Here is a 23314-nt window from a genome sequence, read left to right on the forward strand (position 1 = left end):
CGGGGATCACCCCGCCGTCGGCGTGACGGCCTCGTCCAGCAGGAGCACCGGGATGCCCTCCCGGACCGGGAACGACCGGCCGCACGCCGTGCAGGTCAGGAAGTCCGCCTGCGCGTCCTCGGCCGTGCCGGGCCGCAGCGGCGCGTGCTCCGGGCACGGGCAGGCCAGGATCTCCAACAGCTTGGCGTCGAGTTGGACGACCACGGTGTTCATCCCCTCACGATCGCCAGGACCTCGTCGCGCAACGCCGCGACCGAGGCCGCGTCGGCGGCTTCGACGTTCAGCCGCAGCAGCGGCTCGGTGTTGGAGGCCCGCAGGTTGAACCACGAGCCGTCGGGCAGCCCGACGGTGAGACCGTCCAGCTCGTCCAGCGTGACGCCCTCGCGACCGCCGAACTCCGCCTTGATGGCGGCCAGCCGGCCGGCCTGGTCGTCCACCGTCGAGTTGACCTCGCCGGAGGCCGCGTAGCGCGCGTAGTCGGCGGTCAGCGCGGACAGCGGGCCGTCCTGCTCGCCCAGCGCGGCCAGCACGTGCAGCGCGGCCAGCATGCCCGTGTCGGCCCGCCAGAAGTCGCGGAAGTAGTAGTGCGCGGAGTGCTCGCCGCCGAAGATGGCACCGGTCCGGGCCATCTCCTCCTTGATGAACGAGTGCCCCACCCGGGTGCGCACCGGGTTGCCGCCGTGCTCGCGGACGATCTCCGGCACGCCGTGCGAGGTGATCAGGTTGTGGATGATCGTGCCGCCGGGGTCCTTGGCCAGCTCGCGCACGGCCACCAGGGCGGTGATCGCGCTGGGCGAGACCGGCTCGCCGCGCTCGTCCACCACGAAGCAGCGGTCCGCGTCGCCGTCGAACGCGACCCCCGCGTCCGCGCCCTCCTCGCGCACCCGCGCCTGGAGGTCGACGATGTTCTTCGGGTCGAGCGGGTTGGCCTCGTGGTTCGGGAAGCTGCCGTCCAGCTCGAAGTACATCGGGACCACCTCGATCGGCAGCCCGGCGAACACCTCCGGCACCGTGTAGCCGCCCATGCCGTTGCCCGCGTCGACCACGATCTTCAACGGCCGGGAGCCGGTCAGGTCGACCAGTTCGCGCAGGTAGGCGGCGTACTCGGTGAGCATGTCGCGCTGGGAGACCGAGCCGCGCGCCGCGCCCTCGGCGTCCGCCACGCCCTGCTCGACGTCGGCGCGGATCTGCCCCAGCCCGGTGTCCTGCCCGACCGGCGCGGCACCGGCGCGGCAGAGCTTGATGCCGTTGTACTTCGCCGGGTTGTGCGAGGCGGTGAACATCGCGCCGGGCAGGTCGAGCTTGCCGGAGGCGAAGTAGAGCATGTCGGTGCTGGCCAGACCGATGTCGATCACGTCGACACCCTGGCGCGTGACGCCCTCGGCGAACGCGGCGGCGAGACCGGGCGAGGACTCGCGCATGTCGTAGCCGACGACCACCGCCGACCCACCGACCAGCCGCGCGAACGCCGCGCCGAACTCGCGGACGACCTCCGCGTCGAGCTGTTCCCCGACGACACCGCGGATGTCGTAAGCCTTGACGATGCCGGACAGATCGCGCACAGCCACACTCCCGGTTTTGGCTCTTGACGTGGGCGTCGAAAGCCTACCGGCGCTCGCCCGCGAGCCGTGCCCGGTACATTCAGTCTTCGTTGGGATCGGGCAGGACCCGCAGGTGACCACGCCTGACCGTGCCCGCGCGCACCTCCGGCGGGTCCACCGGCCGGTCGGCGCGCCCCGCCTCCCGCACGGCCTCGGCCAGCGCGGTCAGGTCGTCCACGGTGGGTTCGGGGGCCCGGAACTCGCCCTGGTAGCGGACCACCTCCCAGCCGCGCGGCGCGGTGAGCCGGAGGGCGTGCTCCTCGCACAGGTCGTAGCTGTGCGGTTCGGAGTAGGTGGCCAGGGGTCCGACGACCGCCGTGGAGTCCGCATAGGCGTACGTGAGCGTGGCGACTGCCGGGTTAGCGCACCCGGTTCGCGAGCACCGTCTCACGCTCCGCACGGCGGGGACGATATCGCGTCGCGGCTGAGGTGTGTTGGATTACCTCCGGCGCGGCGGTCGAGTTCGGCAAGTCCGCAGGTCGCCGACAGCCTGTCGCCCCCGCCAACTACCCTCTACCCCGTGGTGATGGCCAGAGGTTCGCGACGACAGGGCAGCCCGCGCCGACGCAACCGCGACCGTCACGGCCGAGGTCTGCGCGGCCCGCTCTACCCGGCGACCCTGCCGGCCGCGCGGAGCCGGGCGGAACGGTTCGACGCGCTGGTGCTGGAGGCCCTGGAGCCCATCGAGACGCGGTGGCGGACGGAGCTGACGCAGTTGGACGTGGCGGTGGACGACGTCCCGGACGTGCAGGCGGCGGACGAAGACGGCGACATCGTGGAAGACGGCAACGTCCCCCTGGCCCGCCTGCTGGCGGCGGGGACGGACCGGAGGGCCAGGATCGTCCTCTACCGCCGTCCCCTGGAGGCCAGGGCGAAGGACGGCGCGGACCTGGCCGACCTGGTGCACGACGTCCTGGTGGAACAGGTGGCCAACTACCTGGGCCTGGACCCGGACGTGATCGACGGCGACTGACTCCAGCCAAGTCCCCTAAGACCCCCGCCACCACCTGCGCTCCCGCGCCCGCCCGCCCGCCCGCGCCCGCCCGCGCTCCCGCCCGCCCGCGCTCCCGCTCCCGCACACAACCCCTCCCCCCATGCCCCCCACGCCACAGGCGCGCAAGCCCACCACCAAGCCGCGCTTCCTCCCGTATGGCCTGCCCGCAGGGAACCGCAGGTGTCAAGGGGATAGACCGCACCACCAACCCCGACGTCAGCAAGATCCCCTTGACGCCTGTGGTTGTCTTTGACCAGGCCATACGGGAGGAAGCGACGCTCCTCCCCCGGAGGTCTGCCGCGCGGCGAGCGCCGCTTTCAAGCTAGAAAACCCGGCCCGCCGCCGCCACCACTTCACCGCCTCCACCACTTCACCGCCGCAGCCACCACGCCGCCGTCGCCGCAGCCACTTCACCAAACACGCCACTTCACCGTCGTCGCGACGGGATCGCCGTGAGCACCGTGAACAGGGCAGCCGCCGCCTGGACCAGCAGCAGCAGTTCGCGCAACGTCCCCGGCACCTCCACCCGCACCTCGGACCCGGAGGCCGGCACCGGCACGCCCACCAGGTGTCCCCAGGCCCGGACGACCGCCACCGCGCGGCCGTCCACCGTCGCGCTCCACGCCGGTTCCTCCTCGGCCGCCACCACGAGCAGCCGGCCCCCGGGCCCGTCCGACACCCGGGCCCCCACCTCCGGCGGTCCGGCCTCGACCGGGGCGATCCCCGGCACACCGAGCGAGTCCGGCGGGTTCCCGCCGGTCCGGGCGCGCCGGGCCAGCTCCGGCGACAGCAGCACCGCGTTGCCCGCCGCCAACTGCACCCGCAGCACCGGCCGTCCGTCCGACATCGGCGGCGCGACGGTTACCAGGTCGCCCACCGCGTCCCGCACCCGCTGGGCGGACGCCCGGTCCGGCACCACCACGAACGCCACCCCCGACGCGGCGGCCTGCGCCAAGGCCACCTTCGCCGAGCCCGCCGACCCGGACACCAGGTCCCGGTTCCACCGCGCCAACCGCGCGGCACTGGTCACCACCGGCACGAGATCGTCGTCCCCGAAGGCGGGCAACCGCCCCGCGACCAGCCGCGCCACCACCCCCGACCCGTCCGTCCCATCCGACCCCAGCACCAGCACCGACCGCCCCGTCCGGGGCAACTCCCGCTCCACCGTCGACGGCAACCGGGCCGTCGACGCCGTCAACGGCCCGGACCGCAACCCGGCGAAACCGAAACCGGCCATCCCCACCACACCGACCACGCCGACGACCCCCACCACCCGCGCCCAGGGCACCGGCACCGCGTCCCGCCGGCACGCGGCCAAGACCACCCACAGCAACCCCCACGACGCCACCACCAGCGGCGCACCGGTCCACCCGTGGAAGGAGACCCCGCCGACCACCGGAGTGACCGGCACGGTCCGCAGCACGATCACCGCGAACCCCGCGAGCGCCACCACCGCCAGGCCGGGCAGCATCGCCCGCGACGGCCGGGTCACCGCCGCACCCAGCGCGAACAGCACGACCAGCACCCCGACGAACGCCTCCGCACCCGGTCCGCCGGGCCGCAGCGCCACCAGGTCGACCAACCCGACCGGCGCGTTCTCCAGGTACGCGCCCACCCCGTGCAGCACGACGGACGGGTTCCGCAGCACCACGGCCGGCCACGGCAGGAGCAACGCCATCGGCAGCAGCACGACGGTGAACAACCCGGCCACCCGCCGCCGCCCGTCGCCTTCCCTCCCCGGCACCACGACGAACCCGATCAGCGCCCCGAGCACCACCAGCGCGTGCACCAGCGGCGAGAACGCGCCCAGCGCGGCGACCGCCAACGCGGTCCCCGACGCCACGGGCAGCCAGGCCGCCCCGCTGCCGCCCCGCAGCACGGCCGCCACCCCGGCGAACACCAGCGGCGCGAGGACGTGCACCACGACGACGTCCAGCCGCCCCTGCCCGACGGCGGACGTGGCGGCGGGCACCAGCGCGTAGGCCGCCGCGACCACCGCGCGCGCCGGCCGCCGGACGGGCAGCCGCCGGGACGCCAGGTACGCGGTCAGCCCGGCCAGCGGCGCGTCGCCGAGGAACAGCACCGCGACCAGGGCCGGCGGTCCGCCGAACACCACGCCCACCGTCCCCAGCACCGCCAGCGCGGCGGGCGCGGGAGCGGTGGTCCCGCCGCCGACCGGGTGCCAGGAGGCCAGGTACGACGACCACGTCCCACCCAGGTCCCGCACCGGTAACAACCGGCCGCCCGACAGGTCCAGCCCGATCCGCCCGGCGTTCGCCAGGACGCCGAACACCGCCAGCCCGAACACCAGCAGCAGCGGCGGCCCGAGCACCAGCGACCGCAGCACCCGGGCCCGGTCGACTTCGACGAACACCACGGCGGGCGCGCCCCCGCGCGGCGACGGCGACGGGCGCGGGCGCGGCGAGGGCCGCGACGCGCCCGGTAACGAGGCTTCGACCGGCACGGTGGTCGCGGGCAGCCGCAACCCGCCGGTCACCCGGACGGGTCGCCTGCGGGACAGCACGCCGGCCGGCAGCGCGGGCGGCCCGACCACCCGGCGCTCCACTTCGGACGGTGGCGACCAGACGGCGGACCGGCCGCCGCCCTCGGGCAGCCGGCCGAGTGCGGCGTCCGCCTCGACCCGCCGCCGGATCAGGTACGCCGAAGCGCCGCCGATCGCGTTGCGCAGCCGGGTGACCCGGCTGGTGGACAGTCCACGAACGACACCCCTCGCCGGCCGCGCGGCGCGGGCCGCGCGCAGGCGCGCCCGACCGCCCAGCAGGTAGCCGAGCGCGCCGAGTTCCGCGTGCGCGTCGGAGAACCGCCGCACCAGCGCGAAGCCCAGCGCCCGCAGCAGTCCGAGCACGACCAGTCGCGGCACGCCGACCGCGAACGACACCGTGCCGCAGTTCACCAGGAACGTGCGCAGCCCGTGCGCCCGGTCCACACCGCGCAGCGCCGGTCCGGGCCGGGCGGCGACCGCGTCCAGCCGGCGTTCACCGCGCGCGAGCGCGCGCGCGTGGCGAATCCGCGCGACGGGCACCGACAGCACCAGGTGGCCGGCCAGGTTGACCCGCCACCCGAAGTCGACGTCGTCGCGCAGCAACGGCAGCCGCCGGTCGTAACCGCCCAGCGACTCCCACACCGACCGCCGGACCAGCGACCCGGCCGACGCCACCGCCAGCGCCTCGGTGCTCTGCTCGAACGACCCGGACCACGCGGCCCCGACGCCGGCGACGCCGGTCTGCCGGTGCCCCGACGAGTCCGTCGACACCCCCGCTTCGACCACCACGCGCGGGTCGGCCCAGTCCAGGGCGAGCGGGCCGAGCACCGCCGCCGACGGCGACACGTCGGCCGCCGTCAGCAGCAGCGACAGGCAGTCCGGCTCGGGCGCGCAGTCGTCGTGCAGCAACCACAGCCACGCGCCCGGGTCACCCCACCGCTGCACGGCGTGCTCGACCGCCGCGTGCACCGCTTCGCCGAAGCCGGTGCCGCGCGGCAGCGTCAGCACGCCGTCTATCACCCGATCGGGACCTTCGGATGCCTCCGCCAGCAGTTTCGGCGTGCGGTCCAGCGATCCCGTGTCGACCGCGATCACGTGCCGAGGCCGGGGCCGCTGCCCGCGCAACGCGGACAGGGCCGTGCCCAGCCACCGATCTCCGTCGTGGCACACCAGCACGGCCAGCACGGGCGCGGTGCGCAACCGCGCAGGGGCACCGCTCGTCAACTGCCGCTCCTCGTTCGTCCGACTACGCCGTGGAACGACCACGGTAAGCCGGCGCGATCACGAAGCGGATCACACGGCGCGCTTTTTGAGCTTCCTCCGCTCGCGTTCGGACAGCCCGCCCCAAATGCCGAAGCGCTCGTCGTGCTGCAAGGCGTACTCCAGGCATTCGGAGCGCACCTCGCAACCCAGGCAGATCCGCTTGGCCTCCCTCGTGGAGCCGCCCTTCTCCGGGAAGAACGCCTCGGGGTCGGTCTGCGCGCACAGGGCGCGCTCCTGCCAGTCCTGCTCATCGGTCGCGTCGAACAGATCGATCAACGCCGCCGGCTCCCGTGCCGACGCGTCCCCGTCCACGTTGCGACCCCCGTCGAATTCCTGCATACCGTCCGCCTCCTCGCCTTCCGCTCTCCCCGGTTGGCGGACACCACTCGCCGTCCCCACAACGACGAATGACACCGATGTGATTACACCTGTGTCACAACACCCGGTCAAGCCGAGTCCACAGGACGGGGGATATTCGCGCGGTTGGCGGCAAAAGCCTTGACTAGCAGCACAGACGGTGATTTAAGCGGCACGCCGAGCTATGACGGCTGCGCGGATGGCTCAGGCCACCCCTGTGGGGCACCGCACCCGGGAGGTCACACTGGGAGGGTGAAGCGATCAGCGGTGCGACCGAGTCCACTGTTCCTCAGCCTGCTCGCGGTGACGGTGGCAGGTGCCGTGCTGACCCTGTTCGACGACTCCGAGCCGGCGTTGATCGGCGGCACCGTGCTGCTCGTGCTGGGCGGGTGGGCGGTTTCGCTGTGCCTGCACGAGTTCGGCCACGCGATCGTGGCCTACCGGGGCGGTGACCACGCCGTGAAGGCGAAGGGCTACCTGACCCTGGACATCCGCCGCTACACCGACCCGATCATGTCCATCGTGCTGCCGCTGGTGCTGCTGGCGTTCGGCGGCATCCCGCTGCCCGGCGGCGCGGTGTGGATCAACCACCACGCCTTGCGCAACAAGCGGGTCGAGGCGCTGGTGTCGCTGGCCGGACCGCTGAGCAACCTCGTGCTGGGCGCGGTGCTGAGCCTGTCCGTGCTGCTGCTCGACCCGCCCGCCGGGCTGTCCGCCGCCCTGTCCTACCTGGCGCTGTTGCAGGTCTTCGCGTTCGTGCTGAACATCCTGCCGATCCCCGGCCTGGACGGCTGGGGCGTGATCGAGCCGTACATGTCGTACCAGGCGCAGCAGTTCGGCGCGAAGGCCCGGCCGTGGGCCCCGCTGGTGCTGTTCGCCGTGCTGATCGGGTTCCCGACCATCGCGCGGGTGTTCTTCGACCTCGCCGACGCGGTGTTCGTGCTGGTCGGCGGCGAGCCGCTGTGGGCCCAGTACGGGCAGGCGACGTTCATGTTCTGGCGCTAGGGACCGGTCCGGACGGGCCGCGCGGCGGCCCCGGGGCGTCAAGTCGGTGTGTGGTGGCGGAGTGGCGTTGGCGTTGCGGCGGCGCGGGACCCGGACCGGGTGCCGCGATGACCGCACCCGGTGGGAGGATGGCGACCCGTGAAGGTTGTCGTACTGGTGGGCGGGGTCGGCGGGGCGCGTTTCCTGGTCGGCCTCAAGGCGTTGTTGAGCGCGCCCGAGCACGAGATCACCGCGGTGGTGAACACCGGTGACGACGTGTGGATGCACGGGCTGCGGATCACCCCGGACCTGGACACCTGCATGTACACCCTGGGGGGTGGCATCGACGCCGAGCGCGGCTGGGGGCGGTCCGGCGAGTCGTGGTCGGTGAAGGAGGAGCTCGCCGCGTACGGGGCCGAGCCGTCCTGGTTCGGGCTCGGCGACCGGGACATCGCGACGCACCTGGTGCGCACGCGGATGCTCCGCGCGGGGTACCCCCTGTCGGCCGTGGTCGAGGCGCTGTGCGACCGCTGGCGGCCCGGCGTGCGGCTGCTGCCGATGTCCGACGACCGGGTGGAGACCCACGTCGTGGTCGAGGACGGCGACGAGACCCGGGCGATCCACTTCCAGGAGTGGTGGGTGAAGCACCGGGCCGGGCTGACCGCGCGGTCGTTCGCGTCGGTCGGCGCGGAGACCGCCACCGCCGCGCCCGGCGTGCTGGACGCCGTGCTGGAGGCCGACGCCGTGCTCATCGCCCCGTCGAACCCGGTGGTCAGCGTCGGCACGATCCTCGCCGTGCCGGGGGTGCGGGACGCGCTGCGCAAGACCGAGGCGGGGGTCATCGGCCTGGCACCCATCGTCGGCGGCAAGCCGCTGCGCGGGATGGCCGACGCGTGCCTGACCGCGATCGGCGTGGAGACCTCCGCCCAGGCCGTGGGGCGGCACTACGGCTCGCGCAAGACCACCGAGAACGGCGTGCTGGACGGCTGGCTGGTGCACACCGGCGACCGCTGCGACGTGCCCGGCGTGGCCGTGCGCGCGGTACCGCTGCTGATGTCCGATGTGGACGCGACGGCGGCGATGGCCCGTGCCGCGCTGGAGCTGGCCGGAGTCCCGCTTGCCTGAGCACACCCCCGCGACCCCGACCGGCGGACTCCCCGCCGACGGGCTCCCCGCCGACACACTCCCGACCGATCACGCCGCCGCCGACTCGCTCGTGGTGCGCCCCGTGCGGGGGCTGCCCGAGTTCCGGCCCGGCGACGACCTGGCCGGGGCGCTGGCGTCCGCCACGCCGTGGCTGGCCGACGGCGACGTCGTGGTGGTGACCAGCAAAGTCCTGTCCAAAGTGGAGGGACGGCTGGTCCGGGTGCCCGCCGACCCCGCCGAGCGGGACGCGGTCCGGCGCGCCCACGTGGCCGCCGAGGCGGTCCGGGTGCTGGCCCGCCGGGGCCGGACGCTGATCACCGAGAACAAGCTCGGCGTCGTGCAGGCGGCGTCCGGCGTGGACGCCTCGAACGTGGCCGGCGACGAGATCGCGTTGCTGCCGGTCGACCCGGACGGCTCGGCGGCGGCGTTGCGCGCCGCGCTGCGGGCGCGGCTCGGCGTCGAGGTCGCGGTGGTCGTCACCGACACCATGGGCCGCGCGTGGCGGGTCGGCCAGACCGACGCCGCGATCGGCGCGTCCGGGCTGGCCGTGCTGCACCGCTACGCGGGCGCGGTCGACCGCCAGGGCAACGAGCTGGTCGTCACGGAGGTCGCGGTGGCCGACGAGGTCGCCGCCGCCGCCGACCTGGTGAAGGGCAAGCTCGGCGCGGTCCCGGTGGCCGTGGTGCGCGGCCTGGCGGTGGCCGACGACGGCTCCACGGCCCGCGACCTGGTCCGCCCCGCCGCCGACGACATGTTCCGCCTGGGCGTCGAGGAGGCCGTGGCGCAGGGCCGGGCCGAAGCGGTGCTGGTGCGCCGGTCGGTGCGGTCGTTCACCGCCGAGCCGGTCGACCCCGACGTGCTCCGCCGCGCGGCGGGCGCGGCGCTGACCGCCCCCGCGCCGCACCACACCCGCCCGGTGCGGTTCGTCCACCTGACGGGTCGGCGGACGGCGCTGCTGGCCGCGATGCGCGACCGGTGGGCGGCCGACCTGCGCGGCGACGGCCACACCGCCGAGCAGATCACCCGGCGGCTGGCGCGCGGCGACTTCCTGCGCGACGCACCCGAGATCGTCCTGCCGTTCCTGGTCGCCGAGGGCGCGCACGCCTACCCGGACGCGGTCCGGGCGGCGGCCGAGCACACCATGTTCACGATCGCCGGCGGCGCGGCCGTGCAGGGCCTGCTGGTGGCGCTGGCCGCCGAGGGCCTGGGCTCGTGCTGGGTGTCGTCCACGATCTTCTGCGCCGACGTGGTCCGCGAGGTGCTGGACCTGCCGCCGTCGTGGGAACCGCTCGGCGCGGTCGCGGTGGGGCACCCCACCGAGCCGTTGACCCCCCGCCCGCCCCGGGCCCCGCACGAAGGGTTCCTCGCGCTGTGAGCCTGCACGCCGACGCCACGTCGGTCCTGACCGACTGGCGGCCACCGGACCACGGTCAGGAGGCGCTGCGCCAGGCCTACCTGGGCTTCCTCGCCGCGCGCGAGGACGCGTGCCGGCGGTCGTGCGAGCCCGGCCACCTCACCGCGTCGGCCCTGGTGCTGGACGCGACCGGGGACCGGACGCTGCTCACGCTGCACCCGAGGGTGGGCCGGTGGCTCCAGCTCGGCGGGCACTGCGAGCCGACCGACGAGACGCTGGCCGGTGCGGCGCTGCGGGAGGCCGTCGAGGAGTCCGGGATTCGCGGGCTGCGCATCGAGCCGATCCCGATCCACCTGGACGTGCACCCGATCACGTGCTCGCTGGGCGTGCCGACCCGGCACTTCGACGTGCGCTTCCTGGTCCGCGCGCCGATCAACGCCCAGCCGACGCGCAGCGCCGAGTCCGTGGACCTCCAGTGGTGGCCGCTGGACGCGATGCCGTCGAACGTGGACGACCTGTACCCGATGGTGGAAGCCGCCCTGGCCCGGCTGCGCTGACGCGGCCGGCCCAACCCCCGCCGCGCGGGCGTCAGCCCTCGCCGCTGAGCCGCCGGCTGAAGCCGGGGGGCCGCTGCTCCTGGCCGCCCGAGAGCCGCTGCGACAACGTCGGCCGGGAGGTCTCCACCTGCTGCACGGTCGGCACCGGGCCGGGCGCGACCCGCAGCTCGGGCTGGGTGTCGGTCGGCGGGAGCGGTGCCGGCGGGACGGGACGACCCGACACCACCTGCGCCGACAGGACCATGGTCGAGTCCGGGTCGGCGGTGCGCGGGTCGGCCGCGATGACCACCGAGCGGGGGATCTGCTGGGTTGCCGAGGAATCCATCGGCGACGTCATGTTGTCCGGGGTCACGACGTGGACGCCACGTGCACGAGCACGGGCGAGCGCAGCGTCGGCCCGAGCGCGGGGGTCCATCCGGATCTCTCCTGCGGTGCCTTGGGCCGGCGGGAAGCGCCGGCGGTGCCGATCGGTGACGCTCGCCGACACGGACCTGGGACCGTGTCGTCAAGGTGCTCGTGCCAGAGTATTCGCATCTACGGGTGGAAGTAAGCGGAGGAGGAAAAACGGCATGTCGGAGCCGCAAGGCGTCGAGGCGGTGGTCCTGGTCGGCGGGAAGGGGACCCGGCTGCGGCCACTGACCCTGTCCGCCCCCAAGCCCATGCTGCCCACGGCCGGGGTGCCGTTCCTGACCCACCTGCTGTCCCGTATCCGGGAGGTGGGCATCACGCACGTGGTGCTGGGCACGTCCTACAAGGCCGAGGTGTTCCAGGAGCACTTCGGCGACGGTTCGGCGCTCGGCCTCGAACTGGAGTACGTGGTCGAGGAGGTGCCGCTGGACACCGCCGGCGCGATCCGCAACGTGGCGCACAAGCTGCGCGAACGCGACGTGATGGTGTTCAACGGGGACATCCTCTCCGGCGTGGACCTGCGCGGCGTGCTGGACACCCACCGCCGGTCGTCCGCCGACGTGACGCTGCACCTGGTGAAGGTGGAGGACCCGCGCCGGTTCGGCTGCGTCCCCACGGACGCCGAGGGCCGGGTCACCGCGTTCCTGGAGAAGACCGAGAACCCGCCGACCGACCAGATCAACGCGGGGTGCTACGTGTTCCGCCGCGAGGTCGTCGAGGCGATCCCGACCGGCCGCCCGGTGTCCGTGGAGCGGGAGACGTTCCCTGGGCTGCTGGCGTCCGGCGCGCGGCTCCAGGGTCACATCGACACCTCCTACTGGCTCGACCTGGGCACACCGGCGGCGTTCGTGCGGGGCTCGGCCGACCTCGTGCGCGGGGTCGCGCCGTCCGCCGCGCTGCCCGCGCCGGTGGGTGACGCGATCGTGCTGGCGGGTGCGACCGTCGACCCGGGCGCGGTGCTGACCGGCGGTGCCACGATCGGCGCGGGCTGCACGGTCGCGGCGGGCGCGGTGGTCGACGGCTCGGTGCTGTTCGACGGGGCCGTGGTCGGCGAGGGCGCGCGCGTCGAGCGCAGCGTGGTCGGGGTGAACGCGCTGGTCCAGGCCGGGTCCGTGGTGTCGGACGCGGTGATCGGCGACAACGCGGTGATCGGCGCGCGCTGCGAGCTGATCGGCGGCGCGCGGGTGTGGCCGGGTGTCGTGCTGCCCGAGGCAGGAGTGCGGTTCTCCACCGATGCCTAGGACGTGGCGTCCCCCGTTCCCGCTGGACCTGGCCGGTGTGCTCGGTCCGCTCCGGCGGGGCCCGGGTGACGTCGCGTACCGCGAGTCCGGCGGTCTGTGGCTGACCGCCAACACCCCCGACGGCCCGGCCACGCTGCACGTGACCAGGCCGGACGACGTGTCGGCCGAGGCGTGGGGCGACGGCGCGGAGTGGCTGCTGGACCGGCTGCCGGCGCTGCTGGGCGCGGAGGACGACGATTCGGCGTTCGAGTGCCACCACCCGCTGGTCGCGGAGTCCCGCCGCCGCCGGCCGGGGTTCCGCCTGGGTGCGACGGGCCGGGTGTGGGACGTGCTGCTGCCGGCGGTGCTGGAGCAGAAGGTCACCGTGGTCGAGGCGCACCGCTCGTACCGGGAGCTGTGCCGGGGGTTCGGCACGCCCGCGCCGGGTCCCGCGCCGGCCGGGATGCGCGTGCCGCCGACCCCGCGAGCGGTCCTGGGCATCACGGACTGGGAGTGGCACCGCGCGGGCGTGGACGGCGCGCGCCGCCGTGCGCTGGTCGCCGCCGCCCAGGTGGCGCACCGCCTCGAAGCGGCGGCGCTGCTGCGGGGCGAGGAGGGCCGGGCGCTGCTGTGCAAGGTGCCGGGCGTCGGCGGGTGGACGGCCGCCGAGGTGGCCCAGCGCGCGTGGGGCGATCCGGACGCGGTCAGCTTCGGCGACTTCCACCTGGCCGGGCTGGTCGGGTGGGCGCTGCTGGGCCGTCCGCTGGACGACGACGGGATGGCCGAGGTGCTCACCCCGTACGCGCCGCAACGGCACCGCGCCGTGCGGTACGTGGAGATGTCGGGCGCGCGCAAGCCCCGGTTCGGCCCCCGCTTCTCGCCGCGCGACTACCGCGCGATGTGACCGGGAACCCCGGCGGCGCGGCGGACCGGACCCGTCAGCGCCGGGTGACGAGCTTGAGCCGCAGCCCCAGGCCGGCCTGCACGGCGACCCGCAGCGGGGCCCACAGCAGGCCCTGGTGGCGGTCGGCGAGGTAGCGGTAGGCGCTGCTGTGGTGGGCGGCCAGCATCCGGCTCGACGCGCGGGCCGTGGAGTGGCCGCCGATGTGGGTGACCTCGGCTTGCGGCACGTAGACGTTGAGCCAGCCGGCGCGACCGATCCGGTCGCCGAGGTCGACGTCCTCGAAGTACATGAAGTACCTCGGGTCGAACCCGTCGACCGAGTCGAACGCCTCGCGGCGCAGCAGCAGGCACGACCCGGACAGCCAGCCCGCGGTGCGCTCCCGGATGGACGCCTTCTCCTGCCGGTACCCGGTGGTCCACGGGTTGGCGGGCCAGACCTTGGCGAACACCGCGTGCCCGAGACCGCGCCCGAGCGCGGGTAGCTGCCGCGCCGACGGGTACACCGCGCCGTTCGGCTCGCGGATCAGCGGCCCGAACGCGCCGCCGCGCGGCCACCGCCCGGCGGCCTCCAGCAGCACGTCGAGGCTGCCGGGGCCCCAGGACAGGTCGGGGTTGGCGACGACGACCCAGCCGACGTCGTCGGGCAGCGCGGCGACGCCCCGGTTGGCACCGCCGCCGTAGCCGAGGTTGCCGCCGGTGGGCAGGAACGTCACGTGGTCGTGCTCGGCGGCGGCGCGCTCGGGCACGCCGTCGGTGGAGCCGTTGTCGGCCAGCACCACGGTGACCGGCCGGGTGGTGGCACCCGCCAGCGTGGTCAGGAAGCCGTCGAGAGTCTCCCCCGGCGAGTAGGTGACGGTCACGACCGCCAGTCCGTCTCCGTAGCGCGTCACGGCGGCCACCCTAGTGGTGGTGGAGGTGGTGCACGACGGCGTGCCCCTTGCCGCGCGCGATGAGCCACCGGTTGACCGGCACGGTCAGCACGAACGCGACGGCCAGGGAGAACGCCAGCGCGGTCCAGAACAGCCAGGACGCCAGGCCGGCGTCCATCGCGCCGGGCACGACGAGCATCACCGCGTTGTCCACGACCTCCATCACGAGGATGGAGACGGTGTCGGCGGCGAGCGCGGTCTTGAGGGCGGCCCGGAAGCCGAGGCCGGCGCGGAGCACGCCGCGCAGGGTCAGGGCGTAGCCGAAGAAGAAGGCCAGGACGACGGCCAGCACGATCGTGCCCCAGTTGGGCAGGCCGAGGGCGGTGCCGACGACCATGCCGAGCACCTCGCCGATGGCGCAGCCGGTGAGGCAGTGCAGGGTCGCCGACATCGCCGTCTTCCAGGAAGCGTCCATGCCGCACACCGTACCCCCTGGGGGTATATCCCGCACGGGGTGGCACCACGGGTCCACCGCCCCGCCGCAGCCGACCCGGACCGGTCGGGGGCGGCGGGCCCGCGTCAGAGCCGGTGGGTGCGGGCGGCGCGGTCGTAGGCCAGGCGGTGGCGCGCGGCCGACGTCGACCAGGAGAAGTCCTTGGCCCGCACCAGGGCCGCCGCCGCCAGCGCGTCCCGCCGGGCCGGGTCGTCGAGCAGCTCGCCCAGGGCGGCGGCGATGTCCCCGGCCCCGACGCCGCAGTACGCGACCGCGTCGCCGCCCACCTCCGGCAGGCTCAGCCGCCGGGTGGTCAGCACCGCCGCGCCGCAGGCCATCGCCTCCAGCACCGGCAACCCGAACCCCTCGCCCAACGACGGGTAGGCCACCACCTCGGCCCCGCCGAGGAAGCCCGCGAGCTGCTCGAACGGCAGGTACCCCGCCCGGATCACCCGCACCCGGTGCGGCACGGCGTCCAGGGCGCGCTCCACCTGGCTGTCCCAGCCCGGCTGCCCGGCCAGCACGAGCGTCGGCGGGTCGACCCGACCCCGGCACGCCTGCGCGAACCCCCGGATCAACGCCGGCACGTTCTTCCGGGGCTCCAACGCGCCCAGGAACGCCACGTAGGGCGCGCTGCCCAACGACAACGACCGCCGCACCACCGCCACCTCGTCGACCGTCGGCGGGTGGAACCGCTCGGTCTCGACGCCGTGCTGGGCGATGTGCAGCAAGCGCCGGTCGGCCCCGGCGACCCGGGCCAGCTCGTCGGCCGTCGCCCGGCTCGGCACGACGCACAGCGCCGCCCGCCGCAGCGCGGCCCTCGTCCAGGCCCGGAAGAACCGCGCCTTGACCGACGAGTGCAGCACGGGGTCGGTGAAGAACGTGGCGTCGTGCAGCGTCACCACCGACGCGGCCCGGTTCGCCAGCGGCACGGTGTAGTGCGGGGAGTGCACGACCTGCACGCCGAGCCGGGAGGCCAGGCGCGGCAACGAGGTCTGCTCCCAGGTCAGGCGCGCGGTGCGGGTGGCGACGGCATCGGCGGCGGTGATCACCCGCGACCGGGGCGCGAGCCGGGAGTACAGCTCGCCGTCCCGGGGCTGGCACACGACGCTGAGCCGCCCGCCGTCCGCGTCCAGGGCCGCCACCAGCGAATCCACGTACCGCCCGACCCCGCCCCGGTCCGTCGGCACGGCGGTGGCATCGATCAGCACGCTGGGTTCGGCGGATGACACGCGCAGAAGAGTACGGGTGGCGGACCGGCGGTTGCCGGGATTTGACTCAAACGGGACGCGGCTCCTCGGCCGACAGGTGTACCCCCCACACCGCGCGGGCGGCGTTTTCCCAGGTGAAGGCCCTTGCCCGGACCAGTCCCGAGGCAATTGCGCGATCCGCCACGTTCTTCTCGTGCCACACCGACCGCAGTGCGGCCACCAAGGCGGGCCGGTCGCCCCGGGGCGCGACCAGCCCGGCCCCGCCGGCCACCTCGACCAGGGCCGGGGCGTCGGAGTGCACCACCGGCACCCCCGCCGCCATGGCCTCCACCACCGGCAGCCCGAACCCCTCCGCCAGGCTCGGCGCGGCCAGCACCGCCGCCCGCCGCAGCACGTGGGCCAGCTCCGGGTCGGTCAGCCGGCCGAGCAGCCGGACGTGCGGCGCGCGCAGGTCCACCCCGCCCCACCCCTGCGGCCCGACGACCACCAGCGGCACGCCCAGCTCGGCGGTCGCGGCCACCAGCTCGGCGAACCCCTTGCGCGGCTCGATCGTGCCGATGGCCAGCACGTAGCGACCGGGCAGGTCGGGCACGGCCAGCTCGGTCCCGAACCCGGTCACGCCGTTGGGCACCACCCGGACCGGGGCGGGGCCGGGCGCGTGCCGGCGCAGCTCGTCCGCCACGGCGGCGGTCGGCACGACGATCGCGGCGGCCCGGGACACCGCCCGCAGGATCACCTTCCGGTGCCACGCCGCACCGCGCGCGGTCAGCGTCCCGGGGTGGGTCCACGGCACCACGTCGTGCACGGTCACCACCACGCGGCCCCGGGGTGGCGCGAGCGGGGTCGGCGCGTGCACCGCGTCCCCGCCCGGCCAGTACGGCACGCCGTGCTCCCACGCGGCGATCAGGGCGCGCCGGGGCAGAGGCAGGACGCGCGGCCCGTGCACGCCCGGGATCACCGCCCCGCGCACGTCGGCCCGCCTGCTCACCACCCCGGTGACCTCCCACCCCGGCGGGGCGGTGGCGGCCAGCGCGGCGGCCAGCTCGCGGGTGTGGCGACCGGTGCCGCCGGGCACCGGGGCCAGCAACTGCTCGGTCAGCACCACCAGGTTGGGCATGTCGCGTACCGTCTCACGCCGTGTCCATCCCGAGCACGACGGTGGTCGTGGTGACGTGGCGCGGCCGGGACCACATCACCGCGTGCCTCGACGCACTGGCCGAGCAACGTCCACACAGGACACTCGTGCTGGACAACGCGTCCGACGACGGCACCGCCGCGCTGGTCGCGGCCCACCCCACCGGGCCGACCGCGGTCCGGCTGCCGCGCAACGCGGGGTACGCGGGCGCGCTGGCGGCCGTGCTCCCGCACGTCGACACCGAGTTCATCGCCTGGCTGAACGACGACGCCGTCCCGGACGCGGGCTGGCTGGGCCACCTCGAAGACGCCCTGCGCGCCGCGCCGGGTGCCGCCGCCGCGACGTCGTCGTTGCTGCTCGCGGACGGTGCCACGCAGTCGGTCGGGGTCCGGTTGACGGCCGACGGCCACGGCGCGGACCTGGTCCGGGCGGGCCACGAGGTGTTCGGGTTCTGCGGCGGCGCGGCCCTGCTGCGCACCGACGCGCTCAAGTCCTGCGGCGGCGTGCCGAGCGGCTTCTTCTGCTACTACGAGGACACCGACACGGCGTTCCGGCTGCGCCTGGCCGGGCACCGGGTGATCCCGGTCGGCCCGGCGCGGGTCCGGCACCGGCACGGCGCGAGCACCAACCCCGGTTCCCGGCTGTTCCACCGCTGGAACGAGCGCAACCGGCTGCTCATGCTGCTGCGCTGCGCCCCGGCCCGGGTCGCGGTCGCCCAGGTGGCCCGCTTCGCCGCGCTGACCGCCGTGCTGCCGTTCCGCCGGGCCCCGGAGGCGGGGAACTTCCGGCTGCCGCTGCGCCTCCAGGTGCTGGCGGAGGTCGTGCTCCGGCTGCCCGCCACGGCGGTCCAGCGGTTCGCGATCGGCCGCCGCGCGAAGGTGTCCCGCGCCGCCGTGTGGCGGGACTGGGCCGGGCGGTAGTCGATTTCCCGCCGCCCGTCCGCCGGGGTGGAGCAGGATGGCCGGGGATGTGCCCGACGGGCCGTTCACCGGCCCGGTCTGTCGAGGGGAGTGACGTGGCGGAGTACGTCGAGGTGCGCACCGAGGACGGCGACCTGGTCCCGTTCGAGCTGGACGAGGAGGACTACGACGGGCCGACGCGCGCGGGCCGGCGCTGGGACGCCGCCGTGGAGAAGATGGACGAGACGCTCGAAGCCGGCGTCGAGCGGGCGAAGAAGGTGGCGCGGGCGGTCGCCACGAAGATCGGCAGCATGCCGAACCCCCGGCCGGACAAGGTGGCCGTGGAGATCGGCCTCAAGGTCGGCTCCAGCGCGGCGCTGGCGATCGCCAAGTCCTCGGCCGAGGCGCACATCAAGATCACCGTCGAGTGGCAGCGGGACAGCCTGCCCGCGCCCCCTCCGGTCGACGACCCGGACGACGACGGGGACGGTGACGGGGACGGCGGGGAGGCCGGGTCGGAGTCGTAGGGCCCCCTTCGTCGAGTACCCCGGAGCACCATGAGGCAGGCTTAGCGCGTGGAGCGAGCAAGCCTGCCTGACGTGTCGGTGGTCGTGGTGAACTACCGGGGCACCGACGACACCATCACCTGCCTGCGTTCCTTGTTCGCCGAGCTGTCCTACCCGGCGGAGAAGCTCCAGGTCATCTGCGTCGACAACGCCTCGGGCGACGGCGGCGCGGACCGCATCCGGGCGGCCGTGCCGGCGGCCCTGGTGGTCGACGCGCCGGAGAACCTGGGTTTCGCGGGCGGGTGCAACCTGGGCGCGCGGCACGCCACCGGCACGGTGCTCGCGTTCCTGAACAACGACGCCCGCCCCCACCCGGACTGGCTGCGCGCGGCGGTGCGGGTGCTGCGCGCCGAGCCGACCGTGGGCGCGGTGGCGTCGAAGGTGCTGGACTGGGACGGCCGGGCGATCGACTTCGTGGACGGCGGCCTGACCTGGTTCGGCATGGGCTACAAGCGGCACGCCGGGCAGCCCGACGACGGGACCCACGACGTGCCGCGCGACGTCCTGTTCGGCACCGGTTCGGCGCTGGTCGTGCGGGCCCGGCTGTTCCAGGAGCTCGACGGGTTCGACGAGCGCTTCTTCATGTTCTACGAGGACGTCGACCTCGGCTGGCGGCTGAACCTGCGGGGCTGGCGGGTGCGCTACGAGCCGACCTCGCTGACCTACCACAAGCACCACGCGTCGATGTCCACTGTGGACGCCAGCCGGGAGTTCTTCCTGCTGGAGCGCAACGCGCTGGCCGCGCTGTACAAGAACGTCTCGGACGAGACGCTGGCGAAGGCGCTGCCCGCCGCGCTGGCCCTGGTGGTCCGCCGGGCGACCGCGCGCGGCGGGATCGACCCGCTCCAACTGGAGATCACCCGCCGGCCCGCCGACCCCGCCGACGACGCCGCGCCGGTGCCCGTGTCGCGCCAGGCGCTGGCGGGCTTCCTGGCGATCGACCAGTTCGTCGAGCTGCTGCCCCGGTTGGCCGAGTCGCGCAAGGTCGAGCAGGCCGCGCGCCGGGTGTCCGACGCCGACCTGGTCCCGTTGATGCGCAAGGCGTTGGAGCCCGCGTACCCGCTGGAGCGGTACCTGGCCGCGCACGACGTGCTGGTGGACGTGTTCGGCATCGAGGAGCTGTACGGGCGACCGCGCCGGGTCCTGATCGTGACCGGCGACGCCATCTCGAAGAAGATGGCCGGGCCCGCCATCCGCGCGTGGAACATGGCCGACGTGCTCGCCGACGAGCACGAGGTCCGGCTGGTGACGTTCAACCCGCTGTGCGCGCCGCCCGACGCGCCCTTCGAGGTGCGGGGCATCCGGCCGCGCGAGGTCGACCCGCACCTGGTGTGGGCGGACGTGATCGTGTTGCAGGGCCACGCCCTGGAGCTCCTGCCGCAGCTCAAGACGCCGGGGTCGACCAAGATCGTCGTCTGCGACATCTACGACCCGATGCACCTGGAGCTGCTGGAGCAGGGCCGCGACGACACCGACGAGCAGCGCGAGAAGGACCTGGTCGGCGTCACCCGGGTGCTCAACAACCAGTTGGCGCGCGGCGACTTCTTCCTGTGCGCGTCGGAGCGCCAGCGGCACTTCTGGCTGGGCCACCTGGCGTCGATGGGTCGGCTCACCCCCGCCCTCTACGACACCGACCCGACGGTGAAGTCGCTGCTGGCCGTCGTCCCGTTCGGCCTGTCCGGCAAGCCGCCGCAGCGCACCGGGCCCGGCCTGCGCGACACCCTGGGCATCGACCCGGACGACAAGGTCGTGCTGTGGGCGGGCGGCGTCTATAGCTGGTTCGACCCGCTGACGCTGATCCACGCCGTGGACCGGCTGCGCGGCGCGCACCCGGACGCCAAGCTGGTGTTCCTCGGCATGAAGCACCCCAACCCCGAGGTGCCGGACATGGGCATCACCGGGCAGACCCGCGCGCTGGCCGAGCAGCTCGGGCTGACCGGGACGACCGTGTTCTTCAACGAGTCCTGGGTGCCCTACCAGGACCGGCAGAACTGGCTGCTGGACGCCGAGTGCGGTGTCACCACGCACTACGAGCACGTGGAGACCACCTTCGCGTTCCGCACGCGGGTGCTGGACTACCTCTGGGCCGGGCTGCCCATCGTGACCACGGACGGCGACTCGTTCGCGGACCTGGTGGAGCGCGAGGGCCTGGGCGTCGTGGTGCCCTCGGAGGACGCCGGGGCGCTGGCGGCGGCGCTGGAGAAGGTCCTGTACGACGAGGAGTTCGCCGCCGGGTGCGTGGAGCGCATCGCGGCGGTCCGCGAGCGCTTCACCTGGGAGGCGGTCCTGGCCCCGCTGGTCGACTTCTGCCGCCACCCCCGCCCCGCCGCCGACCGGCTGCCCGGCGCGGCCCCGATGATCCGCAACCGGCCGTTGGGCCGCAAGGAGAAGTTGCGGCGCGACGTGCTGCTGGTCAAGGAGTACCTGGACCAGGGCGGCGCGGCCGAGGTCGCCAAGCGCGCGACCGGCCGGGTCCTCAAGAAGCTGCGCGGCCGTGGCTAGGCCGCTCAAGGTGCTCATCGACGGCACCCCCCTGCTCGGTCACCGGACCGGGATCGGCCGGTACACCTCGGCGCTGGCCGAGGAGCTCGCTTCGATGCGGGACGACGTCGACGTCCGCGCGGTGGCCTTCACGCTGCGCGGGTGGCGTGCGCTGCGCACCGTGCTGCCGCACGACGTGATCGCGCGCGGGCTGCCGGTGTCGGCGCGGTTGCTGCGGCAGTTCTGGCTGCGCGGCCCGTTCCCGCCGGTCGAGTTCCTGGCCGGGCCGACGGACGTCATGCACGCCACGAACTTCGTGCTGCCGCCCGCGATCCGGGCGGGCGGCGTGGTCACCATCCACGACCTGGCCTTCCTCGACACGCCGCAGGACCTGCCCCACTCCGACCGCAGGCTGCCCGAGCTGGTCCACAAGTCGGCGATGCGGGCCGACATCGTGTGCACCCCGACCCAGGCGGTCGCGAACGTCGTCGTGGAGCGGTTCGAGGTCGACCCGGAGAAGATCGTGGTCACGCCGCTGGGCGTGGACCCGGCGTGGTTCGCCGCGAGGCCGCCGGGCGACGCGCTGAGGGCCCGGCTGGGGCTGCCCGCCGAGTACCTGCTCTTCGTCGGTGCCGGCGGCCCCCGCAAGGGCCTGGTGACGCTCGTGGAAGCCCACGCCACGCACCCCACCCTGCCGCCGCTGGTGCTCGCCGGACCCGGTCACGTCGGGACGGAGGGCCGCGTGCTGCGCACGGGCTACCTGAAGGACGTCGACCTGCGCAGCGTGGTCGCGGGCGCGACGGCCCTGGTGCTGCCGTCGCGGGACGAGGGCTTCGGCCTGCCGGTGCTGGAGGCGTTGGCCTGCAACGTGCCCGTGGTGTGCACGGACGTGCCGGCGCTGCGCGAGGTGGCCGGCGGTCACGCCGTGCACGTGCCGGTCGGCGACGCGGAGGCGCTGGGCCAGGCCCTGGTGGAGGCAGTGGAGACGCCGCCGGACGCGGCGGCCCAGGCCGCGCGGCGCACCCACGCGGCCGAGTTCACGTGGCGCAGGACGGCGGAGAAGACCGTGGAGGCCTACCGGTTGGCGGCATCCGCCCGGCGGTGACCGGGCCGGCTCCGGCACGGGCCGGTACCGCTGCGGCGCACCTCGGCGGCGAACACCCCGGGGCCGCCCTGACCCACGTCCGGTTCCGGATCATCCCCACCCGCGCGGGCGAGCACGTGGCAACGGGTGCCTTTCTCCTGCTTCCGATTCGACGGATGCGGAACCGTGGCGGTCGACCACTTGAGTAGAACGTTGTTTCTGGAAGAAGAACAGGACGTCGACCGGTATAGGCCCGCGTTCCGACACGTGTGCGGTGTCGCGCTGAGCCAACAGGATTCCCTGACCCTGCTCCGCCGCTACGGCGAAGAGGAGCACGACGAATGGGAAACGCCGGCCCTCATGGGCGTCCGCGACAGCAAGAACCCGGGAGCCGGCCGGTTGACCGTCACCCGCGCGACCTGGCCGATCTTCCTCGCCGACCAGCGCTGACCACCGGCATCGAGCTGGCGGCCCGCCCGCCGCCAATTGAGACACGCGAAGATACGCAGAGTTGTGCGACGCCGATCCCCGAACCGGGCGGATCGGTGCCCCTCGGCGTGCGCGCTAGGAAGTCCGCACCGGGCGTTCCGCCGAACCGCCGGTGAGGACGCTCCACGAGATCTGCCGCGAACCGGTCACGGCGCAGACGCGGCGCAAGAAGCGCTGGCGCTCACCATCGGAGCGCGGAACGGAGACATCAGCAAGTCGCCCGTGGTCGGACATGACGGAAAGGCTCTCGCATTGATTGTCCACAAAACCAGTGCGCGAGGCCGGCTCCACTCCAACGGCGCAACACCCGTCTCAGGTGGTCACTCAGCGCGTTCACTGCCATGATGCCGCCCATGAGTTTCACCGCTGTGTGGCCGATCAACGACCGGGCCGACGCCGAGGCCGCCGACGAGCTGACCGTCAGCACGCCGGACGACGTGGACGCGCTGCTGGGCCGCCTCGCCGAGCCCGGTGCCGGGCCCGCGGTGATCGAGCACCAGGACCGCCCGCTGATGGACGACACCGAGGGCCTCCTGGGCGCTCCCGGCCAGACCAAGATCCCGGACCACGACGTGGCCGCCACCGTCCACGGGGGCTACGGCTACCTCACCTACGCCGACCCGGACCACGACTACTCCACCCTGGTGGGCGAGCCGGACTCCCCCGGCTACCACTCGGAGTACGTCGACTACCCGGCGGGCGCGGGTGTGCCCGTGGAGGCGCTGGGCCTGGCGCTGAAGGACTTCCTCGCCACCGCCGCACGGCCGACCTGCGTGGCGTGGCAAGCGGCCTAGACC

Annotated in this window: 23 protein-coding genes and 1 pseudogene; 14 read left to right on the forward strand and 10 right to left on the reverse strand. The window is 74.3% G+C overall.

Annotated elements, in window-relative coordinates; all coding sequences use genetic code 11:
• Positions 1-6: 6 nt before the first annotated feature.
• From AB0G01_RS06135 to AB0G01_RS06145, 3 genes are all read right to left on the reverse strand, one after another.
• Complete coding sequence (locus AB0G01_RS06135) at positions 7-204, reverse strand: Trm112 family protein (protein ID WP_360941220.1); 198 nt, start codon at positions 202-204, stop codon at positions 7-9.
• A 5-nt stretch (positions 205-209) separates the two neighbouring features.
• A complete protein-coding gene (locus AB0G01_RS06140; RefSeq protein ID WP_360940272.1) occupies positions 210-1562 on the reverse strand; it encodes a phosphomannomutase/phosphoglucomutase in 1353 nt (450 codons plus the stop codon).
• Positions 1563-1641: 79 nt separating this feature from the next.
• Positions 1642-2001 carry a DUF3499 domain-containing protein gene (locus AB0G01_RS06145; protein ID WP_360940274.1) on the reverse strand — a complete coding sequence of 120 codons (360 nt, stop codon included), beginning with the start codon at positions 1999-2001 and terminating at the stop codon, positions 1642-1644.
• Positions 2002-2127: 126 nt separating this feature from the next.
• Here AB0G01_RS06145 and AB0G01_RS06150 point away from each other — a divergent pair, with 126 nt between their 5' ends.
• Positions 2128-2574, forward strand: coding sequence for a metallopeptidase family protein (locus tag AB0G01_RS06150; protein ID WP_360941223.1), 447 nt, complete (start codon positions 2128-2130; stop codon positions 2572-2574).
• A gap of 448 nt (positions 2575-3022) precedes the next feature.
• Here the strand turns inward: AB0G01_RS06150 and AB0G01_RS06155 are convergent, their stop codons facing one another.
• Together AB0G01_RS06155 and AB0G01_RS06160 are read right to left on the reverse strand one after the other, a co-directional pair.
• A complete protein-coding gene (locus AB0G01_RS06155; RefSeq protein ID WP_360940276.1) occupies positions 3023-6322 on the reverse strand; it encodes a glycosyltransferase family 2 protein in 3300 nt (1099 codons plus the stop codon).
• Positions 6323-6391: 69 nt separating this feature from the next.
• A complete protein-coding gene (locus AB0G01_RS06160) occupies positions 6392-6700 on the reverse strand; it encodes a WhiB family transcriptional regulator (RefSeq protein ID WP_360730873.1) in 309 nt (102 codons plus the stop codon).
• A 270-nt stretch (positions 6701-6970) separates the two neighbouring features.
• Here AB0G01_RS06160 and AB0G01_RS06165 point away from each other — a divergent pair, with 270 nt between their 5' ends.
• The 4 genes from AB0G01_RS06165 (at position 6971) to AB0G01_RS06180 (ending at position 10759) form a co-directional block, all read left to right on the forward strand.
• Positions 6971-7723 (forward strand): site-2 protease family protein, encoded by a 753-nt coding sequence (locus tag AB0G01_RS06165; RefSeq protein ID WP_360940278.1) that lies wholly within the window; start codon positions 6971-6973, stop codon positions 7721-7723.
• Between the two features lie 138 nt (positions 7724-7861).
• The gene (gene cofD / locus AB0G01_RS06170; protein ID WP_360940280.1) at positions 7862-8827 is read left to right on the forward strand and encodes a 2-phospho-L-lactate transferase; all 966 of its coding nucleotides are present in this window, start codon (positions 7862-7864) and stop codon (positions 8825-8827) included.
• A complete protein-coding gene (locus AB0G01_RS06175) occupies positions 8820-10223 on the forward strand; it encodes a coenzyme F420-0:L-glutamate ligase (RefSeq protein ID WP_360940282.1) in 1404 nt (467 codons plus the stop codon). Before cofD ends, AB0G01_RS06175 begins: the two co-directional genes overlap by 8 nt.
• Positions 10220-10759, forward strand: coding sequence for an NUDIX hydrolase (locus AB0G01_RS06180; RefSeq protein WP_360940284.1), 540 nt, complete (start codon positions 10220-10222; stop codon positions 10757-10759). Before AB0G01_RS06175 ends, AB0G01_RS06180 begins: the two co-directional genes overlap by 4 nt.
• Before the next feature lie 31 nt (positions 10760-10790).
• Here the strand turns inward: AB0G01_RS06180 and AB0G01_RS06185 are convergent, their stop codons facing one another.
• The gene (locus tag AB0G01_RS06185; RefSeq protein ID WP_360941309.1) at positions 10791-11084 is read right to left on the reverse strand and encodes a hypothetical protein; all 294 of its coding nucleotides are present in this window, start codon (positions 11082-11084) and stop codon (positions 10791-10793) included.
• Positions 11085-11328: 244 nt separating this feature from the next.
• Between AB0G01_RS06185 and AB0G01_RS06190 the strand changes: the two genes are divergently transcribed.
• Both AB0G01_RS06190 and AB0G01_RS06195 read left to right on the forward strand, forming a co-directional pair.
• A complete protein-coding gene (locus tag AB0G01_RS06190) occupies positions 11329-12408 on the forward strand; it encodes an NDP-sugar synthase (protein WP_360940286.1) in 1080 nt (359 codons plus the stop codon).
• Positions 12401-13291, forward strand: coding sequence for a DNA-3-methyladenine glycosylase 2 family protein (locus tag AB0G01_RS06195; RefSeq protein WP_360940288.1), 891 nt, complete (start codon positions 12401-12403; stop codon positions 13289-13291). Before AB0G01_RS06190 ends, AB0G01_RS06195 begins: the two co-directional genes overlap by 8 nt.
• A 34-nt stretch (positions 13292-13325) precedes the next feature.
• On the opposite strand, the gene AB0G01_RS06200 is transcribed toward AB0G01_RS06195, so the two are convergent.
• The 4 genes from AB0G01_RS06200 to AB0G01_RS06215 all read right to left on the reverse strand — a co-directional run bounded on the left by AB0G01_RS06200 (position 13326) and on the right by AB0G01_RS06215 (position 16980).
• The gene (locus tag AB0G01_RS06200; RefSeq protein ID WP_360940291.1) at positions 13326-14180 is read right to left on the reverse strand and encodes a glycosyltransferase family 2 protein; all 855 of its coding nucleotides are present in this window, start codon (positions 14178-14180) and stop codon (positions 13326-13328) included.
• Between the two features lie 10 nt (positions 14181-14190).
• A complete protein-coding gene (locus AB0G01_RS06205; protein WP_360940293.1) occupies positions 14191-14634 on the reverse strand; it encodes a DUF4396 domain-containing protein in 444 nt (147 codons plus the stop codon).
• Positions 14635-14738: 104 nt separating this feature from the next.
• Complete coding sequence (locus tag AB0G01_RS06210; RefSeq protein ID WP_360941226.1) at positions 14739-15863, reverse strand: glycosyltransferase family 1 protein; 1125 nt, start codon at positions 15861-15863, stop codon at positions 14739-14741.
• 67 nt (positions 15864-15930) lie between these two features.
• Entirely contained in the window at positions 15931-16980 is a 1050-nt protein-coding gene (locus AB0G01_RS06215; protein ID WP_360940295.1) for a glycosyltransferase, read from the reverse strand.
• A gap of 26 nt (positions 16981-17006) precedes the next feature.
• On the opposite strand from AB0G01_RS06215, the gene AB0G01_RS06220 reads away from it, so the two are divergent.
• The 7 genes and pseudogenes from AB0G01_RS06220 (at position 17007) to AB0G01_RS06250 (ending at position 23311) form a co-directional block, all read left to right on the forward strand.
• Positions 17007-17918: a glycosyltransferase gene (locus AB0G01_RS06220; protein ID WP_360941229.1), complete on the forward strand. Its 912-nt coding sequence runs from the start codon at positions 17007-17009 to the stop codon at positions 17916-17918.
• Between the two features lie 95 nt (positions 17919-18013).
• Entirely contained in the window at positions 18014-18424 is a 411-nt protein-coding gene (locus tag AB0G01_RS06225) for a CU044_2847 family protein (protein ID WP_360940297.1), read from the forward strand.
• A 48-nt stretch (positions 18425-18472) separates the two neighbouring features.
• Positions 18473-20965, forward strand: a complete 2493-nt coding sequence (locus tag AB0G01_RS06230) for a glycosyltransferase (RefSeq protein WP_360940299.1) — start codon at positions 18473-18475, stop codon at positions 20963-20965.
• Positions 20958-22049 (forward strand): glycosyltransferase family 1 protein, encoded by a 1092-nt coding sequence (locus tag AB0G01_RS06235; RefSeq protein ID WP_360940301.1) that lies wholly within the window; start codon positions 20958-20960, stop codon positions 22047-22049. Before AB0G01_RS06230 ends, AB0G01_RS06235 begins: the two co-directional genes overlap by 8 nt.
• Positions 22050-22166: 117 nt before the next feature.
• Positions 22167-22334: pseudogene (locus AB0G01_RS06240) on the forward strand (Scr1 family TA system antitoxin-like transcriptional regulator); the annotation flags it as partial.
• A gap of 54 nt (positions 22335-22388) precedes the next feature.
• Positions 22389-22478, forward strand: coding sequence for a DUF397 domain-containing protein (locus AB0G01_RS06245; RefSeq protein WP_360941232.1), 90 nt, complete (start codon positions 22389-22391; stop codon positions 22476-22478).
• A 392-nt stretch (positions 22479-22870) separates the two neighbouring features.
• On the forward strand, positions 22871-23311 hold the full coding sequence (locus AB0G01_RS06250) for an Imm1 family immunity protein (RefSeq protein WP_360940303.1): 441 nt from the start codon (positions 22871-22873) through the stop codon (positions 23309-23311).
• Positions 23312-23314: the final 3 nt, after the last annotated feature.

This window comes from Actinosynnema sp. NPDC023587 (assembly GCF_040640215.1).
GTDB lineage: Bacteria > Actinomycetota > Actinomycetes > Mycobacteriales > Pseudonocardiaceae > Actinosynnema.

What these genes read in the sequence shown, in the direction of transcription:
- AB0G01_RS06150 (WP_360941223.1), top strand. Translation starts at nt 2,128, where the DNA reads ATGGCCAGAGGTTCGCGACGACAGGGCAGCCCGCGCCGACGCAACCGC.
- AB0G01_RS06245 (WP_360941232.1), top strand. Translation starts at nt 22,389, where the DNA reads ATGGGCGTCCGCGACAGCAAGAACCCGGGAGCCGGCCGGTTGACCGTC.
- AB0G01_RS06205 (WP_360940293.1), bottom strand. Translation starts at nt 14,634, where the DNA reads ATGGACGCTTCCTGGAAGACGGCGATGTCGGCGACCCTGCACTGCCTC.
- AB0G01_RS06250 (WP_360940303.1), top strand. Translation starts at nt 22,871, where the DNA reads ATGAGTTTCACCGCTGTGTGGCCGATCAACGACCGGGCCGACGCCGAG.
- AB0G01_RS06160 (WP_360730873.1), bottom strand. Translation starts at nt 6,700, where the DNA reads ATGCAGGAATTCGACGGGGGTCGCAACGTGGACGGGGACGCGTCGGCA.
- AB0G01_RS06190 (WP_360940286.1), top strand. Translation starts at nt 11,329, where the DNA reads ATGTCGGAGCCGCAAGGCGTCGAGGCGGTGGTCCTGGTCGGCGGGAAG.
- AB0G01_RS06195 (WP_360940288.1), top strand. Translation starts at nt 12,401, where the DNA reads ATGCCTAGGACGTGGCGTCCCCCGTTCCCGCTGGACCTGGCCGGTGTG.
- AB0G01_RS06215 (WP_360940295.1), bottom strand. Translation starts at nt 16,980, where the DNA reads ATGCCCAACCTGGTGGTGCTGACCGAGCAGTTGCTGGCCCCGGTGCCC.
- AB0G01_RS06185 (WP_360941309.1), bottom strand. Translation starts at nt 11,084, where the DNA reads ATGGATTCCTCGGCAACCCAGCAGATCCCCCGCTCGGTGGTCATCGCG.